Source organism: Ruegeria sp. C8, from assembly GCF_056537565.1.
Window position 1 is genome coordinate 1 of the sequence record NZ_JBQFRV010000011.1, and the last position, 17951, is coordinate 17951.

Genomic DNA, 17951 nt, shown 5'->3' on the forward strand with positions numbered 1-17951 from the left:
GCTCGATCTCGTCGCGCTGACGGCCCAGCTCGGACGTGATCGAACCGAAAAGCTCAGGATCACGGTCCGACAAAGACTGGGTGAAAAAACCGTCGATACGATTGGGGGCGTTCATGACGCAGTCCTCCTAAGCGGTCCAAAGCTCGGCCCTTTGGAGGGGCCAGAGCAGGAAATTGATATACGCGAGTGTCAGATCACGCGATCGCGCGGTTCGCGGCCATCGAAAAAGTCGCTGAGGTTGTCCAGCACCCGGAACCCCATCGCCTCGCGCGCCTCACGGGTGGCACTGCCCAGATGCGGCAGCATCACGAGGTTGTCACATTGCAAAAGGTCGGGGTTGATGCGGGGCTCTCCGTCGAAAACGTCCAGTGCTGCGCCTCCGATCATGTCGAAGGTCAGGGACTGGATCAGCGCGCGTTCGTCGATCACCTCGCCTCGGGCCGTGTTGATCAGGAACGCATCCGGTTTCATCAGATCCAGACGGCGCGCGTTTATCAGGTGCCGGTTTGCGGCCCCGCCGGGGCAATGGAGCGAGACGAAATCGCATTGCGGCAGCAGATCATCCACAGTTTCGACCTGCGTGGCATTGCACGGGGCCAGAACCTCGGGTGCAATTTTGCTGCGGTTGTAGACAACGATCTGCATGCCGAACCCGTGATGGGCACGCCGGGCCATTTCCTGCCCGATGCGGCCATAGCCGACGATGCCCAGCACCTTGCCACTGACCTTGGTGCCGATCAGATGCGTGGGGCGCCAGCCGGTCCAGTGGCCCGCCCGTATCTCGCGTTCCCCTTCGCCCGCGCGGCGCGCCACCATCAGCAGCAAGGTCATTGCGATATCGGCGGTGCATTCGGACAGCACGTCCGGCGTGTTGGTGACGGTCATGCCCAACCCACGCACTGAAGACTCGCAGATGTGACTGTAGCCAACGCCGTAATTTGCCAGGATTTTCGTCTGCGCACCGGGAACGTCCAAAGCCTCGGAGCTGAGGGTATCGGTCACGGTCGGCAGGACCGCATCATAGGATTTCAGCGCATGCCGGATTTCTGCCGGGGACATAGGCTTGTCCCCGGTGTTCAGCACGGTGTTGTAGTTCTCGGCCAGTTGCGCCTCGACGGCGGCAGGCCAGCGACGGGTGACTAGAACCGAGGGTTTGACCATCATGCGGCCTCCATCACGCGGGCGATCGTTTCACCGATCACCGCTGGGTTTTCGGCCACGGTCACACCGGCGGCCGACAGGATTTCAACCTTTTCGCTGGCACTTTCGCCGAAGGCCGAGATGATCGCACCGGCATGACCCATGGTCCGGCCTTTCGGAGCGGTCAGACCCGCAACGTAAGCCACAACGGGCTTGGTGATGTGATCGCGAATGAACTCAGCCGCTTCGGCCTCCTGAGGGCCGCCGATCTCACCGATCATGGCGATGATGTGGGTGTCTTCATCCTCTTCGAAACGCTGTAGAATATCCTTGAAGGACGAGCCGTTGATCGGGTCGCCGCCGATGCCAACGCTGGTCGAGACACCGATCCCACGCTCTTTCAACTGGGCCGCAGCCTCATAGCCCAGCGTCCCTGAGCGACCGATGATGCCCACGTTGCCTGGCAGGTAAATGTGCCCTGGCATGATCCCCAGCAGCGCTTTGCCCGGCGAGATGGTGCCCGCGCAGTTCGGCCCGGTCAGAACCATGCGCTTCTCTTTGGGGTAGCGGTACATGTAGCGCTTCACGCGGATCATGTCCTGCGCCGGAATACCGTCGGTGATGCAGACACAATAGCGGATACCGGCATCTGCAGCCTCCATGATCGAGTCCGCCGCGAAGGGCGGTGGAACGAACACTAGGCTGGCATCCGCGCCGGTTGCTTCAACCGCCTGCTTGACGGTGTCAAAGACCGGAACGCCTTCGACGGTTTCGCCGCCTTTACCGGGAACCACGCCGCCCACCACATTGGTGCCGTAGTTCAGCATGTCCTTGGTGTGGAACCGCGCCATTCGGCCAGTGATACCCTGCACGATCACGCGCGAGTTACGATCTAGAAGAATGCTCATTGCACAGCCCTCATCTTGGTGCCTTGGATAAGGTCGTTGCGCCATGCGCCGACAGCGCGTTCGGCAGCCTCCATCAGAGTGGTGGCGCGGATGATCGGAAGACCGGATTTGGCGAGGATCTTCTGACCCTCTTCCACATTGGTACCGGCCAGGCGCACGACGACAGGGATGTCGATATCCAGCTCTTTCAACGCCTGTACGACACCTTCGGCCACCCAGTCGCAGCGGTTGATACCGGCAAATATGTTCACCAAAATGGCCTGCACATTGTCGTCCGACAGAACCAGACGGAAGGCTTTGGCCACACGCTCAGGTGAGGCTCCACCACCGATGTCGAGGAAGTTCGCAGGCTCTCCGCCAGCCAATTTGATCGTGTCCATCGTCGCCATCGCCAGACCGGCGCCATTGACAATGCAGCCGATATTACCGTCGAGACCAACATAGGACAGACCCCGGTCACCGGCGCGGCTTTCGCGCGGGTCTTCCTGGCTTTTGTCACGCAATTCGGCGATCTGCGGGTGACGGAAGAGCGCGTTGTCGTCAAAGCTCATCTTCGCGTCCAACGCCAATACGCGGTCGTCTCCGGTGATGACCAGAGGGTTGATCTCGACCATTGTGGCGTCCAGATCGCTGAAGGCGGCGTAGCAGCCTTGCAGCGTGCGGACCATGTGCTGGATCAGCTTCGGCTCCAGCCGCAATTGGAACGCGATTTCACGGGCTTGGAACTCTTGCAGACCCACCGCGGGTTCAACGATCGAACGCACGATGCTGTCCGGACGCTCGGCCGAGATATCTTCGATCTCCATCCCGCCTTCCGAGGACGCAACGATCATGACCCGCTGGCTGGAACGGTCCAGCACGAAACCCAAATAGATTTCGCGATCAATCGGGACCGCGGCTTCCACGTAAACGCGGTAGATCCCTTTGCCTTCAGGACCGGTCTGATGCGTGACCAGCTTGCGGCCAAACATGTCATCACAGGCTGTGTAGATCTCGTTTTCGGTGTTGCACAGCTTGACCCCTCCGGCCTTGCCGCGGCCGCCTGCGTGGACCTGCGCTTTGACGATCCACTTGTCGCCCCCCAGTTCACGCGCCCGATAGGCCGCCTGTTCCGGGCTATAGGCCAAAGCACCGGGCGGCACTTCGACACCGAAATTCGAAAGTAGTTCTTTCGCCTGATATTCGTGAATATCCATCTGCAATCCTCCCGTTCTTGCAGTGAAATTAAGCAGCCATCGAAGTGCCGTAGCGGCTTTCCAGCAGGGCTTCGATTGCGTCCCGATCAATCTGCCCGCCCAGTTCGCGCATCGCCTCGGCAAACAAGCGCACGATCCGGCTGACGGATTTCCGGTTCAGCTGGTTGAGGATGCCGATCCGCACCTGAACAGGCGCGCTGAGCGTGGGCCAGATGCCATAACCGCGCGCACGGCAATTCTGCACCAATTCCATCTCACGCCCGGCAAGCTCTGGCGGCAGGTTCAGAACGATCAAGCTCGGCATGTCCGAGGTGACCTCGCACCCCAGTTCGACCACGGCATCGCGCAGGACTCGTTCGTGAATGCGGTAAGACGCAGCGCGCTTGGCCAGCCCTTCCTGCAAGGTCAGACGCAGCGCCTCGTGAAAGGCGGCCACGGCATAGCCCGAATGCGTCCGGTGATAGGTGCCTTTCTCGACATCCTGTCCGTCGACGATACCCCAGTGGCGGGCCTCGAAGATCGGGTTGTGCACATAGGTGTAAGCACCGCTGGTCTTGAGGCTGTCGATGAAGGCATCGGTAAAGCTAACCGGCGCGTAGGTCAGTGGCAGACAGCATAGACCTTTCTGCGGGCAAGAGGCCCAACCCGCAATGCCGGGGTAGTCGTCGATAGAGAAGTTATCGACGCCCAGCGACGACACCGCGTCGATCAGACCCATAGCGCCGTGACGCTCACACGCGTCCGAAAAGCCACGAATGTCGTTGATCCGGCCGGACCCGGTTTCCCAATGCGCCATGAACGCCCATTTGGCATTGTGCTCGGCCAGGGCTGCTTCGACGATTTCTCCGGTGACAGACTGGCCATGCGGAACCTCGATCACGGTGACGCTGGCAGCTTGCGGGTCAAGCGGATTGGCTGCGTGTTCAGCGGGCGTCGCCGCCTTGATCCGCAGGGTCAGCGCATCAATGCCCGAGAATGTGCCGTTGGCAAAAGCCACAACCTTGTCGCCCGGCATGACGGCCGAGAACATGGTGTCCAGCGCGCTCCAACCCGTTCCGGCGACGGCGAAGGTATAGGCGTTCTGCGTGCCCCAGATTTCGCGCAGCATATACTTGCACTCGATCATTCCTCGCAGAACGTCGCCTTGCATGTGATCGGCGACCCCTGCCCCTGCAAAGGCCTGCAGAACGCGGGCATCCGTGTTGCCGGGTCCGGGACCCGCTGCAAGGGTCTCGGGGATTTCGAGCGGAGGGAAAATCTGGAAAGTCATTGTGCGGCTTCCTCGGCTGTTTCTCAGGCTTAGCGGCCCGTTTGGTTGAGTTGCCGTGTAGAAAACGTGGTCTTGCCAGATCACGCAACGTAACTTACTACTGATTTAGCATGCCTAATAGGATGGGATATTACCTACCTAAAGGTATAAAAATACGATAGTATACAAAAGCTGCACCCACCCATTTGGGTAGTTTTTTGAACTTTAAGGGCAAATTCATATGGCAGAAGCTCCATCAAAGCCCATCGACGTCATGCTGGCAGACGGCAACCCTCTGGTCCTGTCGGCGATGTCAGAGATCTTTGAACGCGACCCGCGATTCTCATTGGTCGCGACCTCGGCCACGGCCGAAGGATTCCTTGGCACGGTCATGCGGGTGCCTGTTCAGGTCGGCGTGGTGGACTGGACATTGCCCGCCCTTGGCGCTGCCAAACTGATCGAGGTGCTGCGCGATCAGGCCAGCGCACCGCGCTTCGTCGTCTATGGCGATGCCAATGCTGACGTTCCACGACTGGCGATGCAGGCCGGGGCAGCTGGGTTTGCCGCACGCTCGGGCGAGGTCGAAGGGCTTCTGGACACCTGCGAGAAGGTGGCCGCGGGCAAGATGGTGTTTCCGTTCATAGACGTCCGGAAAATGCAGCAGGACCCGATCGAAAGCCTGTCGCGCAAGGAACGCACCATCCTCGAGGCGCTGGCGCAGGGCATGTCCAATCGCGAACTTTCAAAAGAGCTCGAGATTTCGACAAACACCGTGAAGTTCCACCTGTCGAACATCTACGACAAGCTGGGCGTCAAAAACCGGACCCAAGCCATTGCGCAATATTATGCAGCGCGGATGCAAAGGGACTGATACGGACCGCATTCTGGTAAACTCGGGGTTTTCCGGGCATGCTTTGGGTTCACACCCGCAGCCGGAGGACTTCAAATGCCGCAATACAATGACATGTTCGAACTCTCCATCGAGGATATGGAACTGATCGAACAGGCCCTGCGACAGGCGATGGCCTCTTATTCTATTGAGGCGAATGAGACCACCGAAGACACCATCCGCCGGATGCATGATCTTCTGGGCAAGCTGCATGATCAGAAGATTTTCTATCGCCCAAAGACCGGCAGCTACATCGGGGGCTGATCCGCACTTTGCAGACTCCTTAAAAACAGAATAAACCGTTTGCAAATATGTGAATTCAGAGGCGACGCAGTATGAGCTACCTTGGCATTGATCTGGGAACGTCCGGGCTGCGCGCCCTGCTCTTGGCCGAAGACGGCAGCGTGCTCGGCTCGGCCGAGCGCTCCTGCACGTCCGAACACAAACATCCGGGCTGGAGCGAACAGGACCCCGCCGATTGGGTCGCGGCGCTAGAGGGGGCGGTTGCCGCGCTACGCGACGCCCATCCCGAATTCGCCGATCTGCGAGCCGTAGGCGTAGCGGGCCACATGCATGGCGCAACGCTTCTGGATTCCGCAGGTGACGTGATCCGACCCTGTATTCTGTGGAATGACACGCGCGCGGATACCGAGGCCCAGCATCTGGACGCCCTGCCCGGTATTCGCGAGACTTCAGGCAATATCGTTTTCCCCGGCTTTACGGCCCCCAAACTGCTCTGGGTCAAGGAACATGAGCCAAACAATTTCACCCGTATCGCGAAGGTTCTGCTGCCTGCGGCTTATATGAACTACTATCTGACAGGCGACTACGTCGCTGACATGTCGGATAGCGCTGGCACATCCTGGCTGGACGTCTCGCGGCGTACATGGTCCGAGGAGCTTTTGATCGCTGGGCAGATGTCAGAATCTCAGATGCCCCGCCTGGTCGAGGGATGTCAGCCCGCAGGTACCCTTCGCGCCGATCTTGCCAGCCGTTGGGGTCTGCGCAATAACGTAACGGTCGCAGGCGGTGCCGGAGACAACGCCGCGGCTGCCTGTGGTTTGGGTGCTCTGAACGAAGGAGACGGGTTTATTTCGCTTGGCACCTCCGGGGTGCTGTTGGCTGCGCGCGATGGCTATCACCCTGATCCGGCCTCGGCATTGCACACGTTTTGCCATGCAGTGCCCGATCGCTGGTATCAGATGGGCGTTATGCTATCTGCAACCGACAGCCTGAACTGGCTAAGCCAAATCACTGGCCAAAAACCCGCCGACCTGACGCGCGCACTGGGCGAGGAGCTACGCGCGCCGGGGCGCGTGCAATTCTACCCTTACCTCTCAGGCGAGCGCACCCCGCACAACGACGCCAACATTCGCGGCGGCTTTACCGGGCTGGGAAAAGACACCGACAAGAGCGATCTGACCTGCGCCGTGCTTGAGGGCGTCGCCTATGGTCTGAGCGACTCTTATGACGCGCTGGTGCAGACTGGCGCGCGGATTGATCGGCTGATCGGCATCGGCGGCGGTACAAAATCGCGCTACTGGGTCAAGCTGATTGCAACTGTTTTGAACGTACCCATAGAGCTACCCAAAGATGGCGAGTTCGGCGCAGCACTGGGGGCCGCGCGTCTTGCCCAAATCGCAGAAACCGGAGCGTCGCCCGAAGACATCCTAACCCCTCCCAGCATCGGCGAACGCGTTCTGCCCGAAAGCAGCAAAACCGCAGATTACGAGGCAACCAAGGCGCAGTTCAAAGCCGCCTACGGACCTCTGCGGCAGATTTCCTCGCGGGGTTGATATTCGGACCGTGGCTCAGTGACAGTCAGGACCGCACACACCCGCTGGCAACATCTGAGTTTTGCCAGCCCGGCGCACAATATGCTAACATAAGGGCTGCGTGGCCCTCATCCGGCAAGCCTGTTGCAGGCTCTCTTTCGGCATATTTTACCCTCTTTTACCGAGGGCCGCCGCGCCACAACGATCAATCAATTTGACCCGTCTGGGCAGGGCTGATCACGGATAGGACACAGACCTGCCTCTCGAAAGGACTATCGATATGTATAGCATAATCGCGACCTGGTATTTGAAACCCGGAGAAGAGGCCGAGGGGATCGCAGCCCTCAAGCAATTGGCCCAAGATGTGAAGCAGGAAGAGGACACCTGGGGCTACCTCATCCACACGGGCGGCGAAAACTCGGCGCCGCCCTGCAGTGACGGCACCGTCGTTTTCATCGAAATCTACAAGAATTTCCAAGCTTTTCTGGACCATGTGAGCGGCCCGATCTTTACCGCATTCAAAAAAGACCATGGGCAGCTTTTTCAGCCCATACCAGGCTCTGACAGCCCGTTCTTTCTGGTCGAAAACATCGACAGAATTGGAGGGTTTCTGCGACCGCAGGCGGGGTCCTAACCACAGTGCCAGCCCGCACCAGTGAGTAACCCTTTGCGGGCGCACAAAACCCGAGCACAATTCATGGGCGACGAATTGTAGATTTTGTGATACTAAAGAACGCGAAATTGTTTCTTTGTTTCATATTCGGCGCAATTACAGCGCTCAGGGGCAGTCATATTGGGACGTCCGAATGTTAATTGCAGCAAATGCGGTGCGGCCAATCCTGCCGGGTCCAACTTTTGCCACGGCTGCGGCAATGCACTGACCCTAGCCTGTGGGTCCTGTGGTGCGTCAGCGATGGCGCATGCAAAGTTTTGCACCGCTTGTGGGGCTTCGCTGATGGGTCAGGACAGTCCCCCACCGGGTGCCCCTTTGCCCTCTCCCAAGGACGCACCAGAAGACGTGGCCGAACGTCGCCAACTGACCGTCATGTTCTGCGATCTGGTGGGTTCAACGGCCTTGTCCGAAAGGCTCGACCCCGAGGATTACCGCGAACTGATCACGCAATACCGCGAGTTGGTTGGCCGGACCGTCACCAAATTCGGCGGCGAGATTGCAAACTATGCGGGCGACGGAGTGGTCGCCATCTTCGGCTATCCTACCGCGCAGGAACTCAGCCACTATTCCGCCGCTCTTTGCGCGCTTGAGATCGCTGGCGCGACGCGCGACGGGAATGCGGGGCTGACGGACAAGTCGGTTTCGACAAATGTGCGGATCGGGATCCATACCGGACCTGTGGTGGTGGGCACGGCAGCCGGTACGTCAAGCTCGGAAAAGGTCTGGCTTTTTGGGGATACACCGAACGTGGCAGCTCGGATTCAGGCTGCTGCAGATGTGGGTCAGGTGGTTGTCTCGGAAGTGACACGCAGACTGATCGGAGAGCGTCTGGATTTCACCTCGATCGGCAGCCCGCCCTTGGCTGGTGTCAGCACACCATTGCAGCTCTATGTGGTCGGGTCGAGGATTTCCGGTTTTGAGACCGGGCGCAAAGACTTCGCGCACGACAAGACACCGACCATCGGGCGCACAGCCGAAATCGCTCTGGTCCAGTCCAGATGGGACGGCGCGCTGGACGGAGAGGGGCAGGTTCTGCTGCTGACCGGCGACGCGGGCGTTGGCAAATCAAAGATCGCATTTGGACTGAAGGACAAACTGACCAGCGAGGACTCCACCCAGTTCACCCTGTTCGGATCGCCGTTGCATCAAAGCAGCGCGTTTTTCCCGATCAAGAATGCGCTGACGACGCTGACGGGCATGCTGCCCAATGCGCCTCCTGAGGAAAGCCGGGACAAAGTCACCCGGTTTCTGACCGATCTGAACCTTGATACTGAAACCTGCGCCGCGCCTGTCCTGCGCCTGATGGGGCTGGAAGACAACACCTCTCTGGTCGCGCCGATGGGACCCGAGCGGGAAAAGGGTGCGTTGATCGAAGCGCTTTTGCAGCTATGCGCGGGGTTGGAGCAGCATCAGCCGCTATTGCTGCTGCTCGACGATATGCATTGGTTCGACGCCTCGACGCTGGAATTCGTCAATGGCTGGATCGAACAGGTGCCGAACCGCCGCTGCCTGATCCTGATGACCGCCCGGACCGAGTTCCAATCGCCATGGCGCAACCAGTCCCATGTCACCAGTCTGGAGCTTAACCGGCTTGTACGACGTGACATCTATAAGCTGGTTGAAAGCATTTCGGGCGTGCGGCCGTCGCCGGAAGTTCTCAGCCAGTTGGCCGATCGCACCGATGGCGTGCCGCTATTCGTCGAAGAACTGACCAAGATGGCGATGGAATCCGGCCTTTTGGTCAATCGCGGCCAGAGTCAGGCCGAATTGTCCATGGCGATCCCGGAATCGCTGCAGGACTCACTGATGGCCAGATTGGACCGTTTGTCGGCCAGCCGCGAGATCGTGCAGGTCGCCGCCGCAATCGGTCGAAACTTTGAACGCAAGCTGCTGTCCGAGGTTCTGGACTGGACCGAAAACGACATCACCGAAGCGCTGAACCAGCTGCTTGAGACCGAACTGATCGTTCCAGCAGGCCAGCCGGGTATGGCTGATGCATACCGGTTCCGCCACGCGCTGGTACAGGATGCCGCGTATCAATCCATGCTGCGCTCGACAGCCTCACGATGGCATGGCCAAATCGCAGCAGTTCTTGAGGAAAAATACTCCGAAACTGTCGCGCGAGAGCCCGAAATTCTGGGCCATCACTATTGGCGTGCCGGCAATTACCCCGCCGCCGAGGGCAAACTGATGACCGCTGCCCGGCAGGCATTGGACCATTCGGCGAATGTCGAGGCGATCACCCATTTGCAGCACGCTTTGGAATGCTTGCAGGAAATGCCGCAATCGCAGGAACGCGACCGGCGCGAAATAGACATGCAGATCATGATCGCCGTGCCTCTGGCCTTCGTCCGGGGCTATGCGCATAAATCGGTTTTGTCGGCCTATGCGCGGGCGCAGTCCCTGTGCCGTGAATATGGCGAGACCGAGCGGCTGTTCAAAGTGGTCTACGGGCAGTTCCGTTCGACCATGCTGGGCGGGGAATATGAGATCTCGAAACAGAATGCGGACCGGCTGGTCTCGCTCTGTCAGGATTTATCGAGCCCGCTGACCATTGTCTCGGCCAAACGCTCAATGGGGTCGCTTCAGACCTATCTGGGCCATCCCAAGGACGCGCTGAAACATCTTGAGGCCGGGCTTGAGGTCAATCTGTCCATCGAACATCGCTTCATGGGCCTCGATTTCGATGTGGTTGACCTTGCGGTTGCCCTTCAGGGCTATCGCGCGCTTTCCTACTGGCTATCAGGCGACGAAGCCAGCGCCCTGAAAGCGATCAAGGCAGCGCTGGTCCATGCCGAAGAGACAGCACACCCGTTCAGCCAGTCCTTCGCCAATGCCTTCCTTGGATGGATTTCCCATTTCCGGGGTGATGAGGCGACGGTGCAGGACAGCTCTGCCATTTTGATCGCCCTGTCCGAAGAATATTCTTTCCAGTTTTGGCGCGGTTGGGCGCGGGTCATGAATGGTTGGGTGCGCCGAAGCACCGATGGCGAAAAGGCCTTGGAAGAGATCGCCCTGGGCCTGCGCGAATGGCGCGATACAGGCTGCCGCCTTGGTCTGAGCTTCTTCCTGTGCCTCTACGCGGATGCGGCCATTCTGCACGGCAAACTGGAACTGGCCGAGGAGCTGTTGGACGAAGCCGAAGCCTTCGCCAACGATAGCAGTGAGAAATTCTGGATCGTTGGCCTGACCTGCCTGCGCGGTCGGTTGGCCATGGCCCACGGGGACGACAGCGCCGGGATCGACCACCTTAAAGACGCTGCCATGGTGGCGTTGCAGCTTGGCCATTACGGCCCGCTTTTGCATGTCGTTCGGGAATTGGCCGAGCTTGAGACTTCGTCGAACTGCTTTGGTGAGATCTCGAAAGCCGTGGCCGCCGACAAGACCAAAGCACCCGCGCTGGTCGAGGCAAAAGCCATTTTGAAAACCCTAAAAACAAAACAGCCGGAGGCATGATCGGGCGGAATTGGAGCAAGTAGAATTGTCACAGCCAGTGGGGGAGATCACAGCCAAATGACAAAGAAAAAAGCCAAAAGCGACCCGTGCCATCAAACGGATGTCACCGGCGTCATGCCGAAACTGCCAAAGCAGTTTGACACGTTCCCCTTCTACTATGCCTCGCTGCAATGCCAGTGGATGTATTGGTACACCTCGGTCGAAGTTGCCCGCCAGTTTGTGAAAGGCACCGGCCTTTGCGTCGCCGAATTTCCCGATGAAGACGGCGAGAACAAGGCCGTCATCCTGCTGAACTTCCAACGCTATACCGCGCACTATGACAACTCGCTGGGCTTCGTGAACGAGGTCGAATTCAACCTACTGGCCTATCCCAAGAACCGGGTGCCAGGCGTGCCGAAGATGTCACTGACCGAATATCTTCACGGCCGCGATCAGACAAAAACCATCGGCCATCTACGGGTTCATGTGGCCGCCGATAATGCCATGGCCGTCAAGGCCGGACGCCAAGCGTTCGGAGAGCCCAAGTTTCTGGGCCAGTTCAACTACAAGGTTCCTTCGCTGAACGCCAAGATGAAGGGACACCCACCGATCTCACCCAAGAAATGGTGGATTCAACTGGTCAATCCCGACGATCCGCAAACCATCGTCTACGATCTGACGGCGGATCTGGGCAAACTCAAGGGCGATCACTGGACCCTGACCAACTGCACACCGATCCCCGAATTCGCCACCGGGCTTGGACGCACTGTTTGGACCCGCTGGACCATCTCGGGCCTGTTTGAAACCGCGATGTTGACCACGAAAGAGGGCAAACGCATCGCAAAAAGCTTCAAGCTGAAACTAGGGAACAACGATTTCCCGATGACCCGCGACATGCGCACGCTGTTCACCGATATGACGCCGGTGGCTGTGCAAGTCTTTGAAAGCCCGCCCGCCTGCTTTGAGCCGCGTGGCTTCTACGTGGACGCAATTGATGGGGATCGCCATGAAGACGCATGATGACACCCCCGAGTTTAACGCCTTTCTGACCGTCAGCGCCGCCCTGACCGGCTATAGCAGCGCCGAACTGCAAGGCACCGGATGCGCAGGCGAATACTGGCATCAGTTTCGGCAAGTCCTGCCCACCGAAATCCTCAAAGAGTTCCTGTCTCATTCCGACAAGCTGGGCAAACAGGACGACGACCGGATCATGCGTCAAACTTACCTGTCAGACAAATGCCTCGGCCCGCTGTCACGCACGCTGATCCAACTTTGGTACACCGGCCAATGGGTACCGCTTTCGCAGGAATGGCGCGAAAGCTACGGCGCGTCGCGGTTTGATGTGGTCAAGATCATCTCGACCCGGTCCTACAAGGAAGGGCTGGTCTGGGACGCCATCGGCGCGCATCCCCAAGGGGCCAAGCAACAGGGCTTTGGCGCATGGGGCCTTGAACCTCCAAAACAGCGGGGGGCAGGCAAATGAGCGCAATTGCAGATGACGACCGGACCTATGATGTGGTCATCGTGGGAGCCGGGTTTGCCGGGGGCATTCTGGCGAAGGAGCTGGTATCGGCCGGTCATTCGGTTCTGATCCTCGAAGCCGGAGAAGACCACGGCAAGACGTGGGAAACCTATCGCTCGTACCTGGATCAGTACTATCTGTCGCTGGCCAAGACGCCGAACTCTCCCTATCCGAACCTACCAACCCTGCCCTCACCTTCGGTGCTGGATATCACCGCTGTTCGGGGCACCGAGCCCGATACAAACGGGTATTTCGTCCAACGCGGCCCCCTGCCCTTTGGCAGCAACTATCTGATGGCCTTTGGCGGAACCTCACTGCATTGGCTGGGCACAAGCCTGCGCATGATGCCTGCGGATTTCGAGATGCAAAGCCGTTTCGGCAAAGGCGTTGACTGGCCCTTTGGCTATCAGGACCTGCGCGCGGATTATGAGCGCGCCGAGTGGGAGATCGGCGTTTCGGCCGATGCCGACGAACAGACGCCCAAGGCACTGGGTATTCGCACGTCCGGACGGCACGACAATGTCGGGTATTTCGACAAAGAGTACGACTATCCGATGCATTCGATCCCGTCGTCTTATGTGGATGGCTTCTTTGCCAAGGCAGATGGGATGCCCATCGAAATCGGCGAGGACGCCACCAGCACGGTACACCTGAAAGTCTCGCGCACGCCGCAAGGTCGGAACTCAACCCCCCGCAAGCCAAGAACTGCCAAGGGTATTCAGGTTGGCGACAAGCGCCGGCAACAATTCCTCCCGCGCGGCGCGACCGGGCCATTCGCCTATATGGGTCAGCGGTGCGAGGGGAACTCAAGCTGCATTCCGATCTGCCCGATCCAGGCCAAATACAACGCGATGAAAACGCTCGAAGATGCCAAGCACGAAGCCAAGCATCAGTTGGAGACGATCACGCAGGCCATCGCCTCGAAGGTCGAACTGGCCGAAAGCGGGCGTGTATCTGGCATCGTTTACAAGAAATACCCGTTCCCCGGTGTGCCTCAGTACGAACTGCGCCGGGCCAGAGGTAAGCAATTTGTGCTGGCTGGCGGTGCGGTGGAAAACGTTACTCTGGCTCTGGCCTCGGGAATTTGCACCAGCAGTGACGAGCTGGGCCGCAACCTGATGGACCACCCCTACATGATGACTTGGGGCGCCGCGCCCGAGCCGGTTGGACCGTTTCGCGGGCCCGGATCGACCTCGAGCTACGCCAATTTCCGGGACGGAAACTTTAGGAACAAGAACGCGGCCTTCCGGTTGGAGATCGGTAATTGGGGCTGGAACTTTGCCGCTGGCTCTCCGAATTCAGACGTGGCGCGGCTGGTCGAGCAGGACAACCTCTATGGCACCGCCCTGCGCGACAAGCTCTATCACGATGTCCAGCGGCAGGTCCGAATTGGCACGATGGTTGAGCAACTGCCCAGAGCCACAAACCGCGTGACCATCGACCCGGCCTACCGCACGCCAATGGGAGAATACCGCCCGGTGATCAGCTATGATCTGGACGACTATTCCCGCGCCGGGCTGGCCGCTGCGAATGACACTTGCGCGCAGATTTTCCAGCGGCTGGGTATCAAGAACCATACCTCCTACAGCCCATCGGATGCGGGGTATTTAACTTATGATGGAAAAGGTTACACCTTCTTCGGTGCAGGCCATCTGGTCGGTACGCACAGGATTGGGACGGATCGGCACAACTCGGTCACCAATGACGAGATGCGCGCATGGGACCACGACAATCTGTGGCTGGTGGGCGCAGGCTCGATGCCGACGATTGCCACCTCCAACCCAACACTGACGATGTCGGCCATGGCCTTCAGGGCCGCCAGAGCCATCCAGAAGGCCGTTCGGAAAGGGGGTGCGAAATGAGTTCGAAAAAGAAACTGGACGCCGCGCGTAAAAATCTCTGCAAACATCTGCAAGACGCCTTGATGCTCGAGCTTTCAACAATCCCGCCCTACGCGACGGCCTGCTATTCTATCCTCGAACAAGGGCAATATGACCGGTCCGAGCCGACCATCGTCAACGCTGAGCCGATCGAGGTGATCCGTCAGGTCATGGTCGAAGAGATGCTACATATGGTTCTTGCGGCGAATGTGATGAACGCGATCGGTGGTACGCCTCAGCTGAACAATCCCAACTTGCTGCCGAAATACCCGACAGAGCTACTGAACGGGGCCGGGCCAGAGGTGCGTCTGCGTAAGTTCTCGCCCAAACAGGTCAAGAGCTTTCGCAAGATCGAAACCGCGCCGAAAGACCTCCGCAAGGCATTGAGGGGGCGTTATTCCACCATCGGCGGATTCTACGCCTATGTCAGGAAGCTGCTGGAAGAAGCGTGTAAGGAGTTCGGGGACAAAGAGATCTTCATCGGCGACCCCGCGCGTCAGATCTCCAATGACGACTATTTCGGCGCGGGCGGTGAAGTTGTCGAGATCACCGGCACCCCCGCGCAACGTCGCAAAGCGGCTTTTGATGCCATCCACAAGATCATGGAAGAGGGCGAAGGCGCAGATCTGGGTGGCAAAGCGGGTGACGGAGACACCATTCCGGGGCCAGCCGGCCATGAGGACATTGCACACTACTTCAAGTTCAACGAAATCCTACATAGCCGCTACTATCGCCCCGAAGATCTTGTGACCGACCCTCCGACTGGCGGTGACCTGATCGTTGATTGGAGCGCGGTCTCGCCCATGAAAGACGACCCCTGCGAGGAGAACTATAAGTCCGCCCCCGAAATCGCCGCGATTTCGACCGAGTTCAACGCCGCGTGGTCAGGTTTGCTGGACGGTCTGCACATCGCCTTCAACGAGGATAAATCCGCTTTGCGCGACCTTGTTCCAACGATGTATTCGATCAAGTCGCTGGCGCAAAAACTGATGCGCATACCGTTGCCGGACGGATCGGGCGAGACAGCCGGGCCGACATGGACCTATCTTGCGCCGAAAAAGCGGATCTGACCTGTAGCCTTAAAACCGGCGGGACCCCGTTTATGCGCCTCAGTCGAAAAAGGTGTCTGCCGCTGTGTCCAACAAAGATTGTGCGTAGAATTTCAGTTTGATAACGTCATGATCGCGCTGGGGAGGGCGCGGCATCTCAATGTTGGACTATTCGCACAATGCGTGGCTCGTGGCGGCCTCGTTGGCCGTGGCGCTGATGGCGGGTTTTACCGGTCTTTACCTGACGCATGGCGCGTCGAAACTGGACAATCAACGGCGCAAGTTCATCGTCGCCCTCGCAGCCGTCATACTGGGCGGCGGTATCTGGTCCATGCATTTCGTTGCCATGCTGGGTCTGCAATTGCCGATCCTGTTTTATTACGATGCGCTGGTGACGCTGATCTCGGCGCTGGTTGCCATCCTTATGGTGGGACTGGCGCTGCTGCTTTTGCATTTCCGTCCCAGAACCCCGCCGACCATCGTGGGCGCGGGCGTGATCGTGGGGCTTGGCATCGTTGTCATGCACTATGTCGGCATGGCTGGGATGCAGCTGTGCCGACCCGTCTACAGCCTGTTCGACATCGTTTTGTCGACCGCGGCCTCGGTTGTTCTGTCGGTTCTGGCGATCTGGGTGGCCTATGACAGCCGAACCCATCGGAACATCCTGTTGGGCACAGCCTGTTTCGGCATTGCGGTGTTTTCCATGCACTTCGTCGCGACCGGTCTCACGGATTTCGTCGCAACCGAGACTGCCGGGGCCGCCGGGCCTGCGCTGGACAACCAGATTCTGGCGATGGGCGTCACGGTTGCAGTCTTCCTGATCTGTGGGGCCTTCCTGCTGACCGGGATCACCTTCATCGAACCCAAGCCTGAACCCGCCTCAGTCCCAACACCCGCCCCTCAACCAGAACCAACCCCAACCCTACGCGCCGGGGTGCCTTTTGAACGTGAAGGCCAGACCTTCTTTGCCGAACCCGCCCAAATTGCCGCCATCCGTGCTGAGGGGCACTACACCATTCTCTATATCGATTCCGAGAAGCTGTTCTGCCCCTGGTCCATCACCGAGGCCGAGACGCGCCTGCAACCCGATGGCTTCCTGCGCGCCCATCGAAGTTATCTGGTGAACCCCAAACATGTCTCAAGCTTCGAGAGGCACAAGGACAACGGGACATGCTATTTCGACTCTGTCGAGGCCCTCAGCAAAGTACCTGTCAGCCGATCTCGCCTGTCAGACATCCGCGACGCTTTGGGCCTGTGATCGCAACTCGTGCAGCTCATTCGCATTTCGTGAAACAAGCTGCGCGTCCCGTTTCCTACGGCTGGAACCGCTGAGCGCACCCCTCTTTCCTGACTGAAGGTACCCCAAGGTATATCGCTTGGACCCAGGGAGGAAAAACATGATACCAGCCGGTTTTGAGTATCACCGGCCAGGCGACATCGCCTCGGCCATCGGCATTTTGCAAGAACACGGAGACGAAGCGCGCGTGATCGCGGGCGGGCACAGCCTGATCCCGATGATGAAGCTGCGCATGGCCGAGATGGGCCATCTTGTCGATCTTCAGGCCATCGACGAACTTAAGGGCATCGAGGTCGGGTCCGATACCGTGACCCTTGGCGCCATGGTGACGCAGCACGAGTTGATCACCCATGACGGTCTCGCCACTGCCATTCCGCTGATCCGCGAGGCGGGCTTGCAGATTGCCGACCCTCAGGTCCGCTACATGGGCACCGTCGGTGGCAATGTCGCCAACGGCGACCCAGGGAACGACATGCCGGGTTTGATGCAGTGCCTGAACGCGACGTTTGAACTGTCCGGCCCCGACGGGTCACGCAGTGTCGCCGCCCGTGAGTTTTATGAGGCCGCCTATTTCACCGCGCGCGAGGATGAAGAAATTCTGACCCGGATTTCGATCCCTGTGCCGGGGGCCGGAGTTGGTCAGGCGTATGAGAAGCAAAAGCGTAAGATCGGGGATTACGCTACGGCCGCCGCAGCTGTGATGGTCGGCAATGGCACGGCCTCTGTTGCGATGACCAACTTGGCGGACACTCCGATCTGGTCCGAAAGCGCCAGCGCTGCATTGGCCAATGGCGATGTGGACGGCTGTGTTGCCGCCATGCTGGATGCCATTGAACCCGTGGCCGACAACCGTGGACCCGTCGAATTCAAGAAACATGTGGCGAGCGTGATGCTGCGCCGCGCCATCGACCGTGCGCAAAGCCGCGCGGGTTGAGGGG

Annotated in this window: 15 protein-coding genes and 1 pseudogene; 12 read left to right on the plus strand and 4 right to left on the minus strand. The window is 59.1% G+C overall.

All coding sequences use genetic code 11. From position 1 onward, the window contains the following. Positions 1 to 189: 189 nt before the first annotated feature. The 4 genes from ACR0KL_RS14790 to ACR0KL_RS14805 are packed head-to-tail and all read right to left on the minus strand — an operon-like array spanning position 190 to position 4514. The gene (locus ACR0KL_RS14790) at positions 190 to 1161 is read right to left on the minus strand and encodes a 2-hydroxyacid dehydrogenase (RefSeq protein WP_170680223.1); all 972 of its coding nucleotides are present in this window, start codon (positions 1159 to 1161) and stop codon (positions 190 to 192) included. Beyond that, positions 1161 to 2048 (minus strand): succinate--CoA ligase subunit alpha, encoded by an 888-nt coding sequence (gene sucD / locus ACR0KL_RS14795; protein ID WP_170380404.1) that lies wholly within the window; start codon positions 2046 to 2048, stop codon positions 1161 to 1163. The genes ACR0KL_RS14790 and sucD overlap by 1 nt, the downstream gene beginning before the upstream one ends. Next, a complete protein-coding gene (locus tag ACR0KL_RS14800; protein WP_170680214.1) occupies positions 2045 to 3244 on the minus strand; it encodes a malate--CoA ligase subunit beta in 1200 nt (399 codons plus the stop codon). The genes sucD and ACR0KL_RS14800 overlap by 4 nt, the downstream gene beginning before the upstream one ends. Positions 3245 to 3272: 28 nt before the next feature. Further along, positions 3273 to 4514 carry an aminotransferase class V-fold PLP-dependent enzyme gene (locus ACR0KL_RS14805; protein ID WP_170680213.1) on the minus strand — a complete coding sequence of 414 codons (1242 nt, stop codon included), beginning with the start codon at positions 4512 to 4514 and terminating at the stop codon, positions 3273 to 3275. Positions 4515 to 4734: 220 nt separating this feature from the next. Between ACR0KL_RS14805 and ACR0KL_RS14810 the strand changes: the two genes are divergently transcribed. From ACR0KL_RS14810 to ACR0KL_RS14865, 12 genes and pseudogenes are all read left to right on the plus strand, one after another. Continuing rightward, positions 4735 to 5364, plus strand: coding sequence for a response regulator transcription factor (locus ACR0KL_RS14810; protein WP_247748029.1), 630 nt, complete (start codon positions 4735 to 4737; stop codon positions 5362 to 5364). Positions 5365 to 5439: 75 nt separating this feature from the next. Beyond that, positions 5440 to 5646, plus strand: a complete 207-nt coding sequence (locus ACR0KL_RS14815; RefSeq protein WP_170680211.1) for a hypothetical protein — start codon at positions 5440 to 5442, stop codon at positions 5644 to 5646. Positions 5647 to 5717: 71 nt separating this feature from the next. Then, positions 5718 to 7178, plus strand: a complete 1461-nt coding sequence (xylB, locus tag ACR0KL_RS14820) for a xylulokinase (RefSeq protein ID WP_170680209.1) — start codon at positions 5718 to 5720, stop codon at positions 7176 to 7178. A gap of 259 nt (positions 7179 to 7437) precedes the next feature. Continuing rightward, positions 7438 to 7791, plus strand: a complete 354-nt coding sequence (locus ACR0KL_RS14825; protein WP_170680207.1) for an antibiotic biosynthesis monooxygenase — start codon at positions 7438 to 7440, stop codon at positions 7789 to 7791. 159 nt (positions 7792 to 7950) lie between these two features. Further along, positions 7951 to 8091: pseudogene (locus ACR0KL_RS14830) on the plus strand (double zinc ribbon domain-containing protein); the annotation flags it as partial. 21 nt (positions 8092 to 8112) lie between these two features. Next, entirely contained in the window at positions 8113 to 11286 is a 3174-nt protein-coding gene (locus tag ACR0KL_RS14835; protein ID WP_480777231.1) for an adenylate/guanylate cyclase domain-containing protein, read from the plus strand. Positions 11287 to 11343: 57 nt separating this feature from the next. Then, on the plus strand, positions 11344 to 12285 hold the full coding sequence (locus ACR0KL_RS14840; protein WP_170463365.1) for a hypothetical protein: 942 nt from the start codon (positions 11344 to 11346) through the stop codon (positions 12283 to 12285). Next, entirely contained in the window at positions 12272 to 12748 is a 477-nt protein-coding gene (locus ACR0KL_RS14845; protein ID WP_170680203.1) for a hypothetical protein, read from the plus strand. The genes ACR0KL_RS14840 and ACR0KL_RS14845 overlap by 14 nt, the downstream gene beginning before the upstream one ends. Continuing rightward, complete coding sequence (locus tag ACR0KL_RS14850; protein ID WP_480777201.1) at positions 12745 to 14649, plus strand: GMC family oxidoreductase; 1905 nt, start codon at positions 12745 to 12747, stop codon at positions 14647 to 14649. Before ACR0KL_RS14845 ends, ACR0KL_RS14850 begins: the two co-directional genes overlap by 4 nt. Beyond that, on the plus strand, positions 14646 to 15737 hold the full coding sequence (locus tag ACR0KL_RS14855; RefSeq protein WP_480777202.1) for a ferritin-like domain-containing protein: 1092 nt from the start codon (positions 14646 to 14648) through the stop codon (positions 15735 to 15737). The genes ACR0KL_RS14850 and ACR0KL_RS14855 overlap by 4 nt, the downstream gene beginning before the upstream one ends. Before the next feature lie 139 nt (positions 15738 to 15876). After that, complete coding sequence (locus ACR0KL_RS14860) at positions 15877 to 16974, plus strand: MHYT domain-containing protein (RefSeq protein WP_170380393.1); 1098 nt, start codon at positions 15877 to 15879, stop codon at positions 16972 to 16974. Between the two features lie 139 nt (positions 16975 to 17113). Beyond that, positions 17114 to 17947, plus strand: a complete 834-nt coding sequence (locus tag ACR0KL_RS14865; RefSeq protein ID WP_170680194.1) for an FAD binding domain-containing protein — start codon at positions 17114 to 17116, stop codon at positions 17945 to 17947. The last annotated feature ends 4 nt before the right edge of the window (positions 17948 to 17951 follow it).